Source organism: Sphingomonas alpina, assembly GCF_014490665.1.
GTDB classification, from domain to species: Bacteria; Pseudomonadota; Alphaproteobacteria; order Sphingomonadales; family Sphingomonadaceae; genus Sphingomonas; species Sphingomonas alpina.
This window is the reverse complement of record NZ_CP061038.1, coordinates 3480048-3494170: the sequence shown is the minus strand read 5'-3', so window position 1 is coordinate 3494170 and position 14123 is coordinate 3480048. Positions and strand designations below refer to the sequence as shown.

General features: G+C 63.8%; 15 protein-coding genes. 6 read left to right on the top strand and 9 right to left on the bottom strand.

What is annotated here, in order from left to right; all coding sequences use genetic code 11:
• Nucleotides 1-38 precede the first annotated feature (38 nt).
• On the top strand, nucleotides 39-902 hold the full coding sequence (locus H3Z74_RS16280) for a MipA/OmpV family protein (RefSeq protein ID WP_187760628.1): 864 nt from the start codon (nucleotides 39-41) through the stop codon (nucleotides 900-902).
• A 12-nt stretch (nucleotides 903-914) separates the two neighbouring features.
• On the opposite strand, the gene H3Z74_RS16275 is transcribed toward H3Z74_RS16280, so the two are convergent.
• The 9 genes from H3Z74_RS16275 to H3Z74_RS16235 form a co-directional block, all read right to left on the bottom strand.
• Nucleotides 915-1340, bottom strand: a complete 426-nt coding sequence (locus H3Z74_RS16275) for a GNAT family N-acetyltransferase (protein WP_187760627.1) — start codon at nucleotides 1338-1340, stop codon at nucleotides 915-917.
• Nucleotides 1341-1380: 40 nt separating this feature from the next.
• Nucleotides 1381-1956: a DUF1579 domain-containing protein gene (locus tag H3Z74_RS16270; protein WP_229726630.1), complete on the bottom strand. Its 576-nt coding sequence runs from the start codon at nucleotides 1954-1956 to the stop codon at nucleotides 1381-1383.
• A gap of 302 nt (nucleotides 1957-2258) precedes the next feature.
• Nucleotides 2259-3821, bottom strand: a complete 1563-nt coding sequence (locus H3Z74_RS16265) for a HAMP domain-containing sensor histidine kinase (protein ID WP_229726629.1) — start codon at nucleotides 3819-3821, stop codon at nucleotides 2259-2261.
• The gene (locus H3Z74_RS16260) at nucleotides 3812-4528 is read right to left on the bottom strand and encodes a response regulator transcription factor (protein ID WP_187764367.1); all 717 of its coding nucleotides are present in this window, start codon (nucleotides 4526-4528) and stop codon (nucleotides 3812-3814) included. The genes H3Z74_RS16265 and H3Z74_RS16260 overlap by 10 nt, the downstream gene beginning before the upstream one ends.
• A gap of 13 nt (nucleotides 4529-4541) precedes the next feature.
• Nucleotides 4542-4853: a hypothetical protein gene (locus tag H3Z74_RS16255; protein ID WP_187760625.1), complete on the bottom strand. Its 312-nt coding sequence runs from the start codon at nucleotides 4851-4853 to the stop codon at nucleotides 4542-4544.
• 263 nt (nucleotides 4854-5116) lie between these two features.
• The gene (locus tag H3Z74_RS16250) at nucleotides 5117-5899 is read right to left on the bottom strand and encodes an archaeosortase/exosortase family protein (RefSeq protein ID WP_187760624.1); all 783 of its coding nucleotides are present in this window, start codon (nucleotides 5897-5899) and stop codon (nucleotides 5117-5119) included.
• The gene (locus H3Z74_RS16245) at nucleotides 5899-8286 is read right to left on the bottom strand and encodes a VIT domain-containing protein (RefSeq protein ID WP_187760623.1); all 2388 of its coding nucleotides are present in this window, start codon (nucleotides 8284-8286) and stop codon (nucleotides 5899-5901) included. Before H3Z74_RS16245 ends, H3Z74_RS16250 begins: the two co-directional genes overlap by 1 nt.
• A 122-nt stretch (nucleotides 8287-8408) precedes the next feature.
• On the bottom strand, nucleotides 8409-8819 hold the full coding sequence (locus tag H3Z74_RS16240; RefSeq protein ID WP_229726628.1) for a reverse transcriptase-like protein: 411 nt from the start codon (nucleotides 8817-8819) through the stop codon (nucleotides 8409-8411).
• A 5-nt stretch (nucleotides 8820-8824) separates the two neighbouring features.
• Nucleotides 8825-9397, bottom strand: coding sequence for a DUF4291 domain-containing protein (locus H3Z74_RS16235; RefSeq protein ID WP_187760622.1), 573 nt, complete (start codon nucleotides 9395-9397; stop codon nucleotides 8825-8827).
• A 94-nt stretch (nucleotides 9398-9491) separates the two neighbouring features.
• Between H3Z74_RS16235 and H3Z74_RS16230 the strand changes: the two genes are divergently transcribed.
• From H3Z74_RS16230 to H3Z74_RS16210, 5 genes are all read left to right on the top strand, one after another.
• A complete protein-coding gene (locus H3Z74_RS16230; protein ID WP_187760621.1) occupies nucleotides 9492-10088 on the top strand; it encodes a hypothetical protein in 597 nt (198 codons plus the stop codon).
• Nucleotides 10088-11293 (top strand): ubiquitin-activating E1 FCCH domain-containing protein, encoded by a 1206-nt coding sequence (locus H3Z74_RS16225; protein WP_187760620.1) that lies wholly within the window; start codon nucleotides 10088-10090, stop codon nucleotides 11291-11293. The genes H3Z74_RS16230 and H3Z74_RS16225 overlap by 1 nt, the downstream gene beginning before the upstream one ends.
• Nucleotides 11290-13062 carry a phage tail protein gene (locus H3Z74_RS16220; RefSeq protein ID WP_187760619.1) on the top strand — a complete coding sequence of 591 codons (1773 nt, stop codon included), beginning with the start codon at nucleotides 11290-11292 and terminating at the stop codon, nucleotides 13060-13062. Before H3Z74_RS16225 ends, H3Z74_RS16220 begins: the two co-directional genes overlap by 4 nt.
• Before the next feature lie 104 nt (nucleotides 13063-13166).
• Nucleotides 13167-13586, top strand: coding sequence for a hypothetical protein (locus H3Z74_RS16215; RefSeq protein WP_187760618.1), 420 nt, complete (start codon nucleotides 13167-13169; stop codon nucleotides 13584-13586).
• Complete coding sequence (locus H3Z74_RS16210) at nucleotides 13565-14089, top strand: hypothetical protein (protein WP_187760617.1); 525 nt, start codon at nucleotides 13565-13567, stop codon at nucleotides 14087-14089. The genes H3Z74_RS16215 and H3Z74_RS16210 overlap by 22 nt, the downstream gene beginning before the upstream one ends.
• Nucleotides 14090-14123: the final 34 nt, after the last annotated feature.

Sequence of the window (14123 nt, the reverse complement as noted above, 5' to 3'; positions counted from 1 at the left end):
CTAGAAGCAGCCCGGCAAACGATAGCTGCGGAGCATTTATGATCGAGTATTTCAACCCGGCCATCCGGCGCGGGAATTCACGCCAGTCCGGCCTCGGGCGGTTTCTGCTGATCATGTTTTCGAGCATGGCCGTGACTGCGGCGATCCTCGCATCGTCGCACGCCAATGCCCAAAGTCGGGATCAGGGCGATGACGGCGACTGGAACGTGACGATCGGCGCGGGCGCGATCTACGCACCCGATTATGAAGGATCGAACGACTTTCAGGCGCAGCCCTTCCCGTTCATTTCAGTCGCCTATAAGGACCTCGCCTATATTCGCGGGCCCGAAATCGGCGTCAACGTTCTGCGGTTCCAACTGTCCGAGGACGCGAAGCTCAAATTCGGGCCGATCGCGCGCTATCGCCGTGACCGCCCGGAGGACCGCAATAAGGACCTTGCCGGACTGGGCGATATCGGGACCTCGATCGAGGTCGGTGGTGCAGGCCGTGTCGAGGTCGGCCGCAGCTGGGCGCAGCTCTCCGTCGCCAAGGATGTCGCGGGAGGACATGATGGTCTGGTCGCGCAGCTCGAGGCGGGGGTCGATTTCGATCTGGCCGACCGTCTCACCTTGTCGGCCAGCGGCACGACGAGCTGGGCGGACCGGAAATACATGGCCAGCTTTTTCAGCGTGACCCCAACCCAGTCCGTGCGAAGCGGCTTGCCGGTGTTCAATGCCGACAAGGGCATGAAGGATGCCGGCGCTTCGCTTGCACTGACCTATCGGCTGACCGATCACTGGCTGGTGACGGCAACCGGCGGCTATACGCGGCTGCTCAGCGATGCAGATCGCGCGCCGATCGTGAAGCTGCGCGGATCGCCCGACCAATGGCAGGGCGGCCTCTTTGTCGCTTATCACTTCTGAGCTTTTAGCGGCTCAGCGCAGGGGTTTGACGAACAGGATCGTGGTCAGGTCGCTATCCCATTCCTCATCGGGATAGCGACCGGCCTCGGCATAACCGCGAGCGCCATAAAATGCGCAACTCGCCTCGTTGAACGTGTCGGTCTCCAGCCGGGCCTGTCCAATGCCGGCTCGAGCCATCTCCATTTCGGCCAAATCCATGAGCTGTCCGCCAATGCCGTAACGACGATAAGCCGATCCGACATGCAGGGCATGAATGAAATCGTCCTGCCAATGCGCCAGACCCACCACCACGCCATCCAGTTCGGCCACTCGGAAATCCTTGCCGTACTGATCGACATAGGCGCCGCCCCGATCCTCATCGAGATAGGCGGTCGCGGCGGCAGGGAAGATATTGGGGCGCCAGACGGACTCGAAACTATCCTGCAGGATCGCCTTCATTGCATCGCTGTCCGTCGGTCGCGCGGGGCGTAGCGTAACCTTATGAGGTTCGTTCAAAATCCATCACCCAATTGGTGTCCCAGCTCTTTTCCCCGTCGAACGAATAGGCCTGTTCCCAGCGCGCCGAGCGGGGCGTGATACGGCTCCAAGTGTAGCGCACGCGCATCGCCTTGCCGTCAATCGCGCCGTCGGAATAGAAGGTGCCGACACCCTTGTCGAAGCGCCCCTTGACCGGCGGGTCGATTGGGCCGTGCGGCGCGCGGCCATCGACCCACCAGATCGCCCATAAGCCGGTTTCTTGATCAAAGGCGCGTAACGCGACGCCACGAGTTACGCCGCTGGCCTTGTCGAACCGGTTGTCCTCGACGTTCGCCGACCCGCCCATCACCGGACGCACGCTGCTCGTGCCATCGAATTCCATCCAGTCCTTGGTGGCGGGGCGCTTGACGCGATGATGGACGCGCCATTCGCCAAACTGGAAATCGAAATCATGCGCGCCCGATGGTGCTGACGTTGCCGCCACCGGTGCGGAAGCCTGATCGGACGCGAAGGCGGGAATTGGTCCGCACAGCACGACCATCATGACGATCGCCCGGGTGATGCGAGACTCTCTCATGTGAATCCTTTCGGCAGGATCGGTGGTGGCGGAAATCTAGCGCGCTTCTCCACTACATGGGAGTCCGTCACGCAACTCGGGATGAGGTGGCAGCGAGATGATATGTCCGATCCTGTGTGATGGTTGAATCGCAATCGGGTACAGCGCTGCGGGGATCAGCATGTGCGCGGGGAGGGCGAGCGGCGGGAGATATGGGACACCGGTATGTGTCAGCCCCTATTCCGTCGCCATCTCGGCGGATTGCAAATAAATCTATTATATATCAGATATTTAATAAGATATGATTGCCGCCGGGCGCGAACTTAGCCGCCCGTCATCAATCGTATCTCCACCACCGCACCCTTTCTGGCTGGCAATATCGCAATCGTGCCGCCGGTAGCCGCGAGCAGCGAGCGGGCGATTGACAGGCCAAGGCCGGTGCCGCCGCTTTCGCGCCGCCCGGTGAAGAACGGTTCGAACACGCGTTCGGCATCGGCGGGTGGGATGCCGGGGCCGTCGTCATGCACGACGATCACGATAGCGTCGCCCGCCAGGTCGATCGCGATCGACACGGTGCGCGCGCCGGCCTGGGCGCTGTTGGTGACGAGCGTGTCGAGGACGGTTTCAAGCACTTCGGGCGCAATGCGGGCGAGCGCGCTGGTCAGGTCGGTGGTGACGGACACCTGCATTGTTCCGAAGCGCGCGGCGACGCGCCGGGCGATCGGGGTGATATCCGCGATTGCCGCGCTGTCGCCTTTCGCCATATCGGCGCGAGCAAGGTCGAGCAGCCGGTCGGTCAGGCGCTGCAGCCGTTCCGCATCGGCACTGGCATTGGCGATGAAGCGGCGGCGATCCTCCGCATCCATCGTTGCCCAATGATCGTCGAGCAGTTCCAGCGCCCCGCGAATACCGGCGATCGGAGTCTTGAATTCATGACTCACGGCAGTCGCGAAATCGCGCAGATAGCGCGAGCGCAGCGCAATGCGATCGGCCATGATACGGAAATTGTCGAACAATTCGCGAATCTCGATCGCGGCGGTCGGTGGCGTTTCGGGAATCTCGCTCGACCCTTGCGCGACCGCCTGAGTGGCGCGGGTCAGAGTCGCGATCGGCCGGGCGATGCCGCGCGAGAGCAGCGCCACCAACACCAGCAACGTGCCGAAGATCAGCGCCACGCCGAGCGCGATCTTGCCGCGATCCTGATAGATGCCGAGCAGCAATCCGCGCGGGCTGCGCGAGAGCATGACCACACCGACGATCTGCCCTTGCGCGATCACGGGGCGAGCATGATGAACACGGATGGTCGCCGCACGGCTGATCGTTTCCCAGAAAATGCCGTCGCGAAACTCCTGGCGCTGGCGCAGCACCGTTCCGCTGCGCCCGGTCAGCGCCCGGCCGACCTCGGGTGCGCCGGCATAGCTCTGGCCGAGATCGCGCCGGCCTAGCACGACGATGCCGTCGCGATCGAGCAGGCGCACGGCCGCGAGCGTCACGGCCGCGGAATCATCTGCGATCGATTGCATCTGTCGGGCCACGGCAATCGCATGCGGGTCGGCAGGATGATCTGCGGGATTGGTCGTGCCGGGCGGCAATACAGTCATGGTGCGCAGGTCGATTTGCGGCGGTTCAGGCGCAAGAGGTTGAGCCTGAGGCTCCTGCTTGCCGTCATTCCAGGCGGATTTATAAGCCGCCGCCAGCACCGCTCCCTGTGCGATCAGCTCGGCCTCGGTCTGCTGCACGATGGTGTTTTCATAGACGCGCAGGAACACCGCGCCAAAGCCGGGCAGGGCGGCGACGAACAGCAATGTGCCGAACAATATCGTGCGCAGCGGCAGCGCCGGCCAATGGCGCTTGGCCAACTCCTTGATCGGACGGATCAGGCGCACGCGCCGATACGATAGCCGATGCCGGCGCGGGTCTCGATCAGGTCGCTGCATCCGGCCTGGACGAATTTCGCGCGCAGGTTGCGGACATGGCTGTCGATCGTGCGGTCCGTCACCGCAAAGCCCGGACCGTGCAGCCGATCGATAATCGCATCGCGCGAAAACACCCGGCTGGGCAGTGAGGCGAGCAGCAGGAGCAACTGGAACTCGGTCGCAGTGGTCGCGACCGCTGTGCCGTCCCAGCGTGCTTCCCATGCTTCGGGGTCGAGCGCGAGGCGGCGATGAACGACCTGCTTGCTCGCGCCCGCCGTGCCGTTCGATCCGTTCTGGCGCTTCAGGATTGCCCCGACCCGTGCGACGACTTCGCGTGGCGAAAAAGGCTTCACGACATAATCGTCGCCGCCGACCTCGATCCCGACGATGCGGTCGATCTCATCGTCGCGCGACGAGAGGAACAGGATCGGCAGGTCGGCCTGTGGCAGGCTGGAGGCGCGCAACCGGCGGCACAGGTCGAGCCCGTTCAGGCGTGGCATGTTGATGTCGAGTACGATCAGATCGATCGGCAGGGTCGATGCATCGGCCGCGATTACGGCAAAGGCCGCTTCGCCGTCCGCTGCCTGCGTGATCCGCATGCCCGCCTTGGTCAGCGCAAAGCTGAGCAGCTCGCGGATATGGGGGTCATCATCGACGACAAGGATATGGTGGGACATTGCGTGCACCGTGTCACTCCGGGGTAGCGGTCGTCAACGACGCTTGCTCGACGGTAAGCGACGCGGTCCAGGGACCCGTCGACCGGCCGAGCAGCGCCGCCCAATACCAGGACGAAATATCGGGCCAGGCTTCCCCGGCCTGTATGCCGCGGACCTGTTCGCAAGCCAGCAGGGTATGACCGTCGCGTGTCGCGGTGAAGCAGGCGGCGGGTTTGCCGTCGGGGGCGATGCGCATCGCGACCGGCTCGACCGAATAGCCGATCGCGCGAAAACAATCGCTGGCCGGATGGAGTTTGCGGGTCGCGGCGGAGAGGCGGCGCAGCACGATCTGGCGGTGTCCATCGCTGAAGCGCGCGATCTCACCGGGAAAGTCGCCCGCCAGCGCTTTGTCCGTGGCAGTGGCGGGAATGCGGCTGATCGGGCGTCCTTCGAAACGGGTTGGCCAAGGAGAGGTGATGAGTGGCGAAGGCGATCCTGTTGTCGCAGCCAGGGGCAGGGCGGCCGCGGCAAGAGCGAGCAGGACGGCTAGCCCAATTGTCGCTGATCTCCGGATAGGTCGGGAAGAGTGCGGCCCGAAGCGGTCGACGTTCATGCCAATTTCCTCGCTCGCGGTGCAACCATCGCCACCAGCGCACCGGCGGCCATGATGAAGGCCGCGATTCCTACTGCTTCATGCGCGAACGACCCGTTCAATCGCGGCACGAAACCATTCTCGACATAGAACAGGCTTGCCGCGCGCAGCGCGTTGGCCGCGATGGTCAGCACGATCGCCAGGCCAATGGCGTGCGCATAGCGTGAAGGCGTGAAGCGCGCGGTCAACGCAATCGCGCTGACCAGCAATAGCGCCGCCCAGAGCATCTTCACCCCGGCACAGGCGGCGTCGAACAACAGCCGGTCACCGTTCCAGTCGAGCGCGACACCGTCCACCCCGACATTGATCCCGCCGAGCCGCAGCAGTGCGGCTGTGAGCATCGCCGAGACGAGCCGCAATGGATAAGCGAGGAAGAATTCGAGGCTCGGCAGCACCGGGAGTGCGAGCAGGCCAAGCCCGAACGCCGGGGCAGCCGGGAAGTCGTTGCCCGCCGCCTGGCGCAGGATCAGCACCAGACCGACCACGGCGATGCTCATCCGGATCAATGGCGGCATGGTCAGTGCGGCGAGACCATAGCCAGCGAAGATGGCGCATAACAGCATCGGCGAGACGGCACTGGCCTGACCATCGCGAAGCTTGCGCACCATCGGCCAGATGAGTGCTGCTGCAACCATTGCGAGCGGAAGCCAGGTCAGTCCCTCGCCGAGCCGTCCGGCAAGCAGGCGACCGGCATCCCAAAAGGCCAGTATGGCCAGCGCCAGGGCGAGACCCGGATGCATCAAGCAAGCGCCTGTGTGAACGTCGAGCCGAATGGGCGATGGCGGCGCCACAGCCAGGCAAGGAATGCCGCGATGATGGCCAGCAGCGCCCATTCATGCGGCTCGGGAATGGTCGGGACGGCCTCCGGATCGGGGATGGCCAGCCCGTTTTCCTTATAGTTGGCATCGGCTTCCAGCACGACCGCGCCGCTGATCGGAGTGACGACATTGGCCTGTCGTGCGAGCAGGATCGCGGCCTTGCGCGGTGCCTCCTTGCCGTTCAGTGCTTGGGTCGCCTCGCTGGCGGCCCAGAGCCGCGCGATATGGATTGATCCCGATGGAGCCGTGCCTGCCGCCTCGGCTGTGCGTGTGACGCGCCAGATCGTGCCGCTTTGCGCGATATCCTCGAGCAAGCCGCGCAGGTCGCGCGCCGGATCGGCCGTCGGTGAAACAAAGCGCGCGGTTTCGAACCAGGGCTGACCTTCCTCGGTGATGGCGGCACCCGCAGTCGCCTGATAGCGCACCAGGCGCGGCAAAGCGGTCGAACGCTCAAGCATCTGATCGAGTCGTGCGCTGGAACGGTCGAATTTCACCGGTTGCGGGCCGTGGATCCATAACAATTTCGCGTTCGCGGCGGATGTTTCGGCGATCGCGTCGCTAACCGCAGGAATATTGTCCTGCCCGCCCGCAAAGCCGTTATCGGACAGTGCCTTTTGCACCAGGTCGCGCTGTGCCGAGCTCCATGGCGCAAGTGGGACCGTTGCCGGCCGCTCCGCCGCGATGCGCAGCGACACGGGCAAGCCGCGTGGCAGCGTATCGAGCGTGGTGGCGAGCGCGTCGGCCGCACTCTTGTTGCCGACCGATCCGTCGACGACGATCGCCAGCGCGCCGGGGCTTGTTGCTGCCACGCGTTCGATCCGCTGTGTGACGATGATGGCGGGCTGCTTGCCAGCGGCGGGTATCGTGCCACTGCGCAGGCTTGGGCTGGTGATGGGTGTGATATGCAGTTGCGGTCGCGCACGCGCATAATCGGCATCGGAGATCGTGCCCGTCACGCCGGCCTTGCCCTCCAGGATCGAAGGCCTGAGTGCCGCAGTTGTGGCGATCGGGCTGTCGCCCTCGACCCACACATTGTGCGGCTGATCGGCGGCTATGTTGAAATTGCGCTCGACGATCGCCGGTAGCGATATGCTGCGCGATCCATCGCGGGCGATGATCAGCGGCGCCGACAGGCCAATGCGGAATTGCATCGAGGCATTGGGCCCGATCGGGAAGGCCTGGACGAGCAGTCGTCCAGCCCCGTCGGTGGTCACCAGCAGCGGGTCGCGGCTGCGCTGAACGACCGCAGTGTAAGCGGCGCGTGTTTCTGCTCGTCCGCCAATGCTCGCTTCACGCGGTTCGCCATTGATCCATAGGGTGGCGCGCGACGCGACGGCACCTTCGGGCAGCGCCAGGGTCAGCCGTGCCTCGCGCTGTTGGTCGCCGCGGTTGGAGACGGTACCGGTCCATTCGAGATAGGCAAGACTGTCCGCACTGCTGATCGATCCATCGATCCGCGACCCGGTCAGCGCCAGATCGTCGATCCGTCCGCCGACCGATGTGCCGCCCTGATCTGCATCCCAGTCGAACATCCCGTTACGGCGCGCAGCGGCCCTGACAATGGATGGATCGACCGCGTTGAATGGGGTGCCGGTGACACGGTAATAGAGCTCGCGCGCGGCCGTGGAGGAATCCTGCGGTGCGCCGAAGCCGCCCGACTGCCAGCCCGAGGCAATGAAACTCAAAATGCCCGGTGCCCGGCCGGTATCGCCGCTGCCGAGCCGGAACAGGATGTCACGATCGCCAATCAGGCGCATCGTCGTTGCGGCGCGCTGCTGGCTGGTTGGGTCGCCGTGCCACCAGCCGACCGCGAGATAGGTTGCAGTGGCGGGCACATCGACCGCAACTAGCGCGGCGATCCCGATCATGACGCCGGCTGCGATGCGCCGTCCGCTATGCTCGATCCAGTCGGTCAGGCGATTGGTCAGCCGGATCGCGACGATCAGCGATCCCAGCGGCGCGAAGGGCAGCAGGCCGAAACCGAAGAAGATGATCGCCACCAGTGCGATCGGCAGAATCGGCAGGAAGACCAGCGCATAGCCCGCCGCAATGCTCATCGCCGCGCCGCCCAATATGATCAACGCCGCCTTCGGTGCCTCCTCGCGTTGCGCCGCGCGCCACAGGAAGAAATTGATCAGCGGAACGCTTGCCACCAGCAGGACATGAGCGAGCGTCGGCATCGGATCGAAAAAAGCGTTGGCGCACAGGCCGGTGAGCAACTCGATCAGTATGACCAGCGCCGGGAAGATCGTGCCGATGATCAACGCCAGCGGACCGGGTGATGAACTGACGGGGGTGCGGTAGGACATGGCGACGCTCCTGACGGCTTTGGTCATGCCGCTGTGGCGGAGCGATATCGTCGGGTGTTCCGGGTGGCGTGGAAATACCGGGGAATTGCCATGCAGAAATTGTGCAGGTCGCGGCGAGCCGTTCAGTGGGCCCTGGCAAGCGCAATGCCGGCGAGATTCTGCGATCGCTTCACGTGGCGGATCGGCACCTTGCCGATGGAGCGCGTGAGATCGCGGAAAACCTGCAAATGCCCCTGGAGATCGGCACCGCGGCATTTCCACAGCCCGTTGGCCTGGTTCACGACCGTCGCGGAATCGCCGATCAGCACGAAGTCGGGCTCCTCCAGTGAGAGCGCGATCCGAACAGCCTGGATCAGCGCGAGCCACTCGGCGTCGCTGCTTGTGCCATATCCATGGCCGCGCGAGATGTACGTATGCCCGCGGGCCACGACGGCGATCTCGATTGCGCCGGGGTTGGGCCGGCAGCCACCATCGAAATAGATTTTGAGCCTGTGCGGTCTGATTCGAGCGAGGGCTGTGGGTTCCTGCGACAATCCGATCAGCCCTCGGGATAGGGCCGCTCGACCGGTAGCAGGGCGCGCGCTTCCGCTGTCTTGCCGTTCGTCACAAGATCGTGGATCGCATGCGCCAAGCCCGTCACATCCGTAATCCGCCTGATCCAGTCGTTGACATAATGGGCAACGGTCACCCCGCCGAGTCCGATCTGGATCGCGCGATGGGGTAAAGGTTGCAATGCGAGATCGCGTTCCGGATCCCATTGGATGCGCACCGGGGAGTTGGCCTTGAGCCGGTCCCAATCCTGTTCGCTCATCGATGGTGGAGGCTTGCTCGGGCAGCTGTTGTCGAGCGCCCAGTTGAAACCCGCGTGGCTGATGTCGATCGCCAATACCCGGTACTGATCGCGATCTTTGCTCGCCCAGCCCGAGCGATACATCATCCACAGGAATGACGGTTTTATCCAGGTCATCCGTTCCAGCTTGAACGGTGGCGATACAAAAGTGCCGTGCGCCAGTGCCGTATCGGCGATCGCGTCATTATAGGCCTGATAGACCCGGATCGCGTCATCATCATACAGCGCGCGAATCTGGCGATCGGGTATCTCGGCTTTCACATTACCTCTTGGAATTATGGCACCTCTTAGAACGGTGGCGCCTGCGAGTCTTGCGCCGATTCAAACCCTGCGCCACCGCCGCTAACCCACCTGTATGACCATCAGCATCACCATCTGTAATCTCGCCCTGGGCGAGCTTCGTGCGCCGCCTATTGTCGACATCGATGAGCACAGCATCGAAGCGCGAGAATGCGCGCGCTATTATCCGCAATGCCTGACGGTGCTGCTCGAACGGCATGAGTGGAGCTTTGCGACGAAGATCGTGATGCTTGCCGCGCTGACGCTCAACCCACGGTCCGACGAATGGGCCTTTGCCTATGGCCTGCCCGCCGACCTTGCCACGGCCAAGCGGCTCGTGCCACCGGTGGGGGCAATGGCACTGGGCGGCAGTCAGCCGTTCATCGTCGAGGCGGGCATCCTCTATGCGCAGGTTCCTGGCGCCGTGCTCGAATACTCCACCAACATCATTGCCGAAGCGGTGATGCCGGCGATGTTTGTCGACGCGCTGGCCTTCGCGCTGGCTGCGCGGCTCGCCGTGCCGGTGCGCGACAGCCGCGAGTCCAGGGGGCAATTGCTGCAACAGGCCGAAGTCGCGGCGCAGCGCGCGATCGCCGATGACCGCAACCGCCAGCCGCAGCATGATATGCCGTTTGCCGATGAAGTGACCGCCGCGCGGCTGGTGGGCGTCTGATGGCGATGCGTACCGGCCAGCCCAATTTCAGCAAGGGCGAGATCAGCGAAGACCTGCTCGCGCGCGTCGATGTCGCCGCCTATCAGGTCGGACTGCGCCGTGCGCGCAATGTCACGATCCTCAAATATGGCGGCGTCACCAAGCGACCGGGCACAAGGCTGGTCGCGCAGGTCTACGCCGATACCAGCGAGGCGCGCTTCACCGGAAGCATCATGGGCGCTGTGCTGACCGTCGCGGCCGATGGCGATGTCACATCGGGCGGCCTTGCCGTCGGGCAGACGATCACCGGAACGGGCATTGCCACCGGGACGATCATCACCGGCTACGGCACAGGCAACGGCAAGGCCGGCACCTATATCGTCAGCCCGGCCCAGACTCCGGCAGTTGGGCCAACCAGCATCTTCGCAACCATGCCCGCGGCGGTACGGCTGTTCCCGTTTCAATTCTCGCTGACCCAGACCTACGCGCTGGAAATGGGGCAGGGCTATATGCGCCCCGCCGCGAATGGCGGATTGGTGATTGAGGAAAAGCTCACCATCAAGGCGATCACACTTGGCACGACCACGGTGATCGAGGCCGATTATCACAGCTATGCCGTTGGCGATCAGGTCTATTTCTCCGGCATCGAAAGCATGACCGAACTGAACGGCCGTGTCGCGCGCGTGCTGGCCGTGGCTCTCCACAGCTTTACCATCGATGTCGATTCGACCGGTTTCACGCCGTTCGTTCCGAACTCCGACACGGGCGGCACGACGCGAGTTTCGCCACCTGCGCCGCCGCCGCCGCCGCCAGCTGTGCCTCCGCCATCACCACCGCCTCCGCCGCCCGATGTCGGTGGCGGCGGCGGGTTCGGTGGGCACTGCGTCACCGTCGATACGATGATCCTGATGGCCGATGGCCGCGAGAAGGAAGCGCATCTGGTGCATATCGGCGACCTGCTGCGCACGCGCCACGCGCGGACGCTGGAATGGGGCAGCTATCCGGTCACCGCGATCTCGTTCCACACCGCACCGGTATGGCGTGCCGAGGGGCATCCGCGCGCCACCGCCGGACATCGTTTCTGGCACGACCGCTGGGTGCGGATGGACGAGATCGGCGCGCCCGATGGCGAGGCACTGGTTGCGCGCATCACGGTTGCTGACGCGCAGACCTATGTCTCCGCCGGCGTGCTGTCGCACAATTTCAAGGAAAATTCATACCAATGAGCGTCGCGCGCATTTATCGCACCGGATCGCCCTATAATGGCAATGAACTGGCCGAGATCGATTTCGAGCAGTCGGCCGATACCATGTATCTGGCGCATCTCGACCATGCGCCGACCAAATTGGTGCGCACCAATCACGCCGACTGGACCTTTTCGAGCATTGCCTTCGAGCCGACATTGCCCAAGCCGACTGGTCTGGGGGTCACCCGGGTAACGGACAATTCGGTAACCAGCGGCGATGGCTATTTCGCGCAACCGGCAACCTATGTCGTTACTGCGGTGAACGATGTTTCAGGCGTTGAAAGTCGTCCGTCCACATCCGTCACGACGAGCAACGACCTGACCCTGAAGCGCAACTATAATTCGCTCAGTTGGATTGGGGCAACGGGCGCGTCGCGCTACCGCGTGTTCAAGGCCGATAACACGCAGGAATATGGCTATATCGGTACGACCACATCGCTGAATTTTACCGACGACAATATCGGGCCGGACTATTCCGATGGTCCGCCAGTCAGCCAAAACCCGTTCGAACTCAAGGGCAACTGGCCCTCCACCGTAACCTTTATCGACCAGCGGCTGTTATGGGGTCGGACCAGCAACCATCCCAATGCGGTCTATGGATCGCGATCGGGCAGCTTCGAGAATATGGACATCTCGCGGCCGTTGAAAGCCTCCGACGCGCTGTCCTTCGCGCTGGTCGCCGGGCGGGTCAATGCAGTCAATCAGCTGGTATCGATGAACAGCCTGCTCGCGCTGACATCGGATTCGATCTTCAAGATCGAGGGCGGCCAGAGCGGCTATATCAGCGCGACCGACTTCGTCGTGCGGCGGCAGAATGGGCGTGGATCGTCACGCCTGTCGCCGCTGGTGGTGGATAGCGTCTGCTTCTACCAGACCAGCGTCGGCAATGGCGTGCGCACGCTCGGCTATCAGTTCCAGACCGACTCGATCGATTCCAACGATGTGACGATCTTCTCGCCGCATCTGTTCCGCGGTTTCGACATCAGGGCCTGGGCCTATGCGCAGGAACCGCGGTCGATCGTCTGGGCGGTGCGCAATGACGGGAAATTGCTCTGCTTCACCTGGGAACAGGAACAGCAGGTGTGGGGATGGACGTTGTGCGAGACCGACGGGCTGGTCGAAAGCGTATGCGTGGTATCGGAAGGGGCCGAGGACCGGCTGTATCTGACGGTCAGGCGCAATGGGAAATTGCTGATCGAGCGGATTGCGGCGACGCGCTGGGCCGAGGTCGAGGATTGCTGCTTCCTCGATAGCGCGGTCACCTATCAGTTCGAGACGCCGGCGACGGTGCTGCGCAATCTCGACCATCTCGAGGGCAAGGCCATTTCGGCGCTGGCCGATGGCAATGTCGTGTCAGGCCTGACCGTGACCGGCGGTGTCGTGACCCTGCCGTTCAAGGCGACCAAGGTGACGGCGGGCCTGCCATATTCCGCGACGATCGAAACCTTGCCGCTCGCAGTCCAGGGGCAGGGCGGCTGGACTGTCGCCAAGGTGCAGAGCCAGGCCAAGGCGGTGATCCGTGTGATCGACAGTCGCGGGCTGAAGACAGGGCCCACCGATGCGACGCTGGAGCCGCTACGCGGCCGGACGCGCGAAAGGCCGGGGCAGGCCAATGCGCTGCAGACCGGATTGCTCGAGACCTATTTACGGCCCGACCTCAATGGCGGCGCCAGGGTGGTGGTGCGGTCGGACGATCCGCTGCCGATGACGGTCAGCGCGATCTATCTCGATCCCAGTGTTTCCGAATGATCCCGTTCGTCTCTTCGCGCGGTTGCGGGGAAGGCGGGGCGCTCCATCCGGGGATTGAATTCCGCCCCGCCTCGCCGGCGCATATCGGCCCGATCGCGCACCGCATGCGCGACGACGACCGGATCGAATGCGCGGCCCTTGGTCATGGCCCGAAACAGGCCTTGCGCGAGGGGATCGTCACCTCCTCATTCTGCCTGACGGTGTTCGTCGATGGCCGGGCCGAAGCGATGTTCGGACTGGTCGTGACCAATGCGTTGTGCGGCGAGGGGCGACCCTGGATGCTCGGCTCGGACATGATCTATGCTCGGCCGCGTGCGATGCTGCGCATCGCGCCGCACGTCATTGCCGCCATGCTCGATTCAACACCGCGCCTGACCAACCTAGTCGCGTGCCGGAACAGCCGCGCGATCCGGTTCCTGACACGCATGGGCTTTGCCCTTGCCAAGGAAAGAATCGTGCACGCCGGGACGGAATTTTTCTCTTTCGAATTGGAGCAACATCGATGTGCGATCCCGTCAGTCTGACCATTGCCGCGACCGCGGTCGCCGCCGGCGGCAAGGTCGTATCCGGCATCGGCCAGGCGCAGCAATATCGCTACCAGGCGCAGATCGCCGACCAGAATAACCGCCTCGCCAATGAACAGGCGAGGGATTCGATCGACAACACCAACCTCGAGGCGCGGGCGCGCTATCGCGAACTCGCGCGGATGAAGGGCGCGCAGGAAGCGGCGCTCGCGGCGAATGGCGTCGACCTGAATTTCGGCAGCGCCGCCGATATCCAGAAGGACACCGCGATGACCGGCGCGGAGGACATCGCCCAGATCTACAAGGGCGGCAACCAGCGTACCCGCGGCTTCGACATCAGCGCCTTCAACGCCCGGTCGGATGCCGCCGCCAATCGTGCCAAGGCAAGTGGCGCGCTGATCAATGCAGGGTTCGATGCACTGGGCACGGCCCTGAGCGGTGCGTCGCAAGCGGTCGAGACGAACATGCGCGTCAAGAAGCTCAAAACCCCTGCCGGGGGATAGCTTGTCGGGGGTGCCCGATTCAACATGCCGCAAG

Excerpts from the sequence above, each read along its gene's own strand:
- H3Z74_RS16225 (WP_187760620.1), top strand. The coding sequence starts at position 10,088 with ATGGCGATGCGTACCGGCCAGCCCAATTTCAGCAAGGGCGAGATCAGC.
- H3Z74_RS16215 (WP_187760618.1), top strand. The coding sequence starts at position 13,167 with ATGCGCGACGACGACCGGATCGAATGCGCGGCCCTTGGTCATGGCCCG.
- H3Z74_RS16220 (WP_187760619.1), top strand. The coding sequence starts at position 11,290 with ATGAGCGTCGCGCGCATTTATCGCACCGGATCGCCCTATAATGGCAAT.
- H3Z74_RS16230 (WP_187760621.1), top strand. The coding sequence starts at position 9,492 with ATGACCATCAGCATCACCATCTGTAATCTCGCCCTGGGCGAGCTTCGT.
- H3Z74_RS16245 (WP_187760623.1), bottom strand. The coding sequence starts at position 8,286 with ATGTCCTACCGCACCCCCGTCAGTTCATCACCCGGTCCGCTGGCGTTG.
- H3Z74_RS16250 (WP_187760624.1), bottom strand. The coding sequence starts at position 5,899 with ATGCATCCGGGTCTCGCCCTGGCGCTGGCCATACTGGCCTTTTGGGAT.
- H3Z74_RS16280 (WP_187760628.1), top strand. The coding sequence starts at position 39 with ATGATCGAGTATTTCAACCCGGCCATCCGGCGCGGGAATTCACGCCAG.
- H3Z74_RS16275 (WP_187760627.1), bottom strand. The coding sequence starts at position 1,340 with ATGAAGGCGATCCTGCAGGATAGTTTCGAGTCCGTCTGGCGCCCCAAT.
- H3Z74_RS16260 (WP_187764367.1), bottom strand. The coding sequence starts at position 4,528 with ATGTCCCACCATATCCTTGTCGTCGATGATGACCCCCATATCCGCGAG.
- H3Z74_RS16210 (WP_187760617.1), top strand. The coding sequence starts at position 13,565 with ATGTGCGATCCCGTCAGTCTGACCATTGCCGCGACCGCGGTCGCCGCC.
- H3Z74_RS16270 (WP_229726630.1), bottom strand. The coding sequence starts at position 1,956 with ATGAGAGAGTCTCGCATCACCCGGGCGATCGTCATGATGGTCGTGCTG.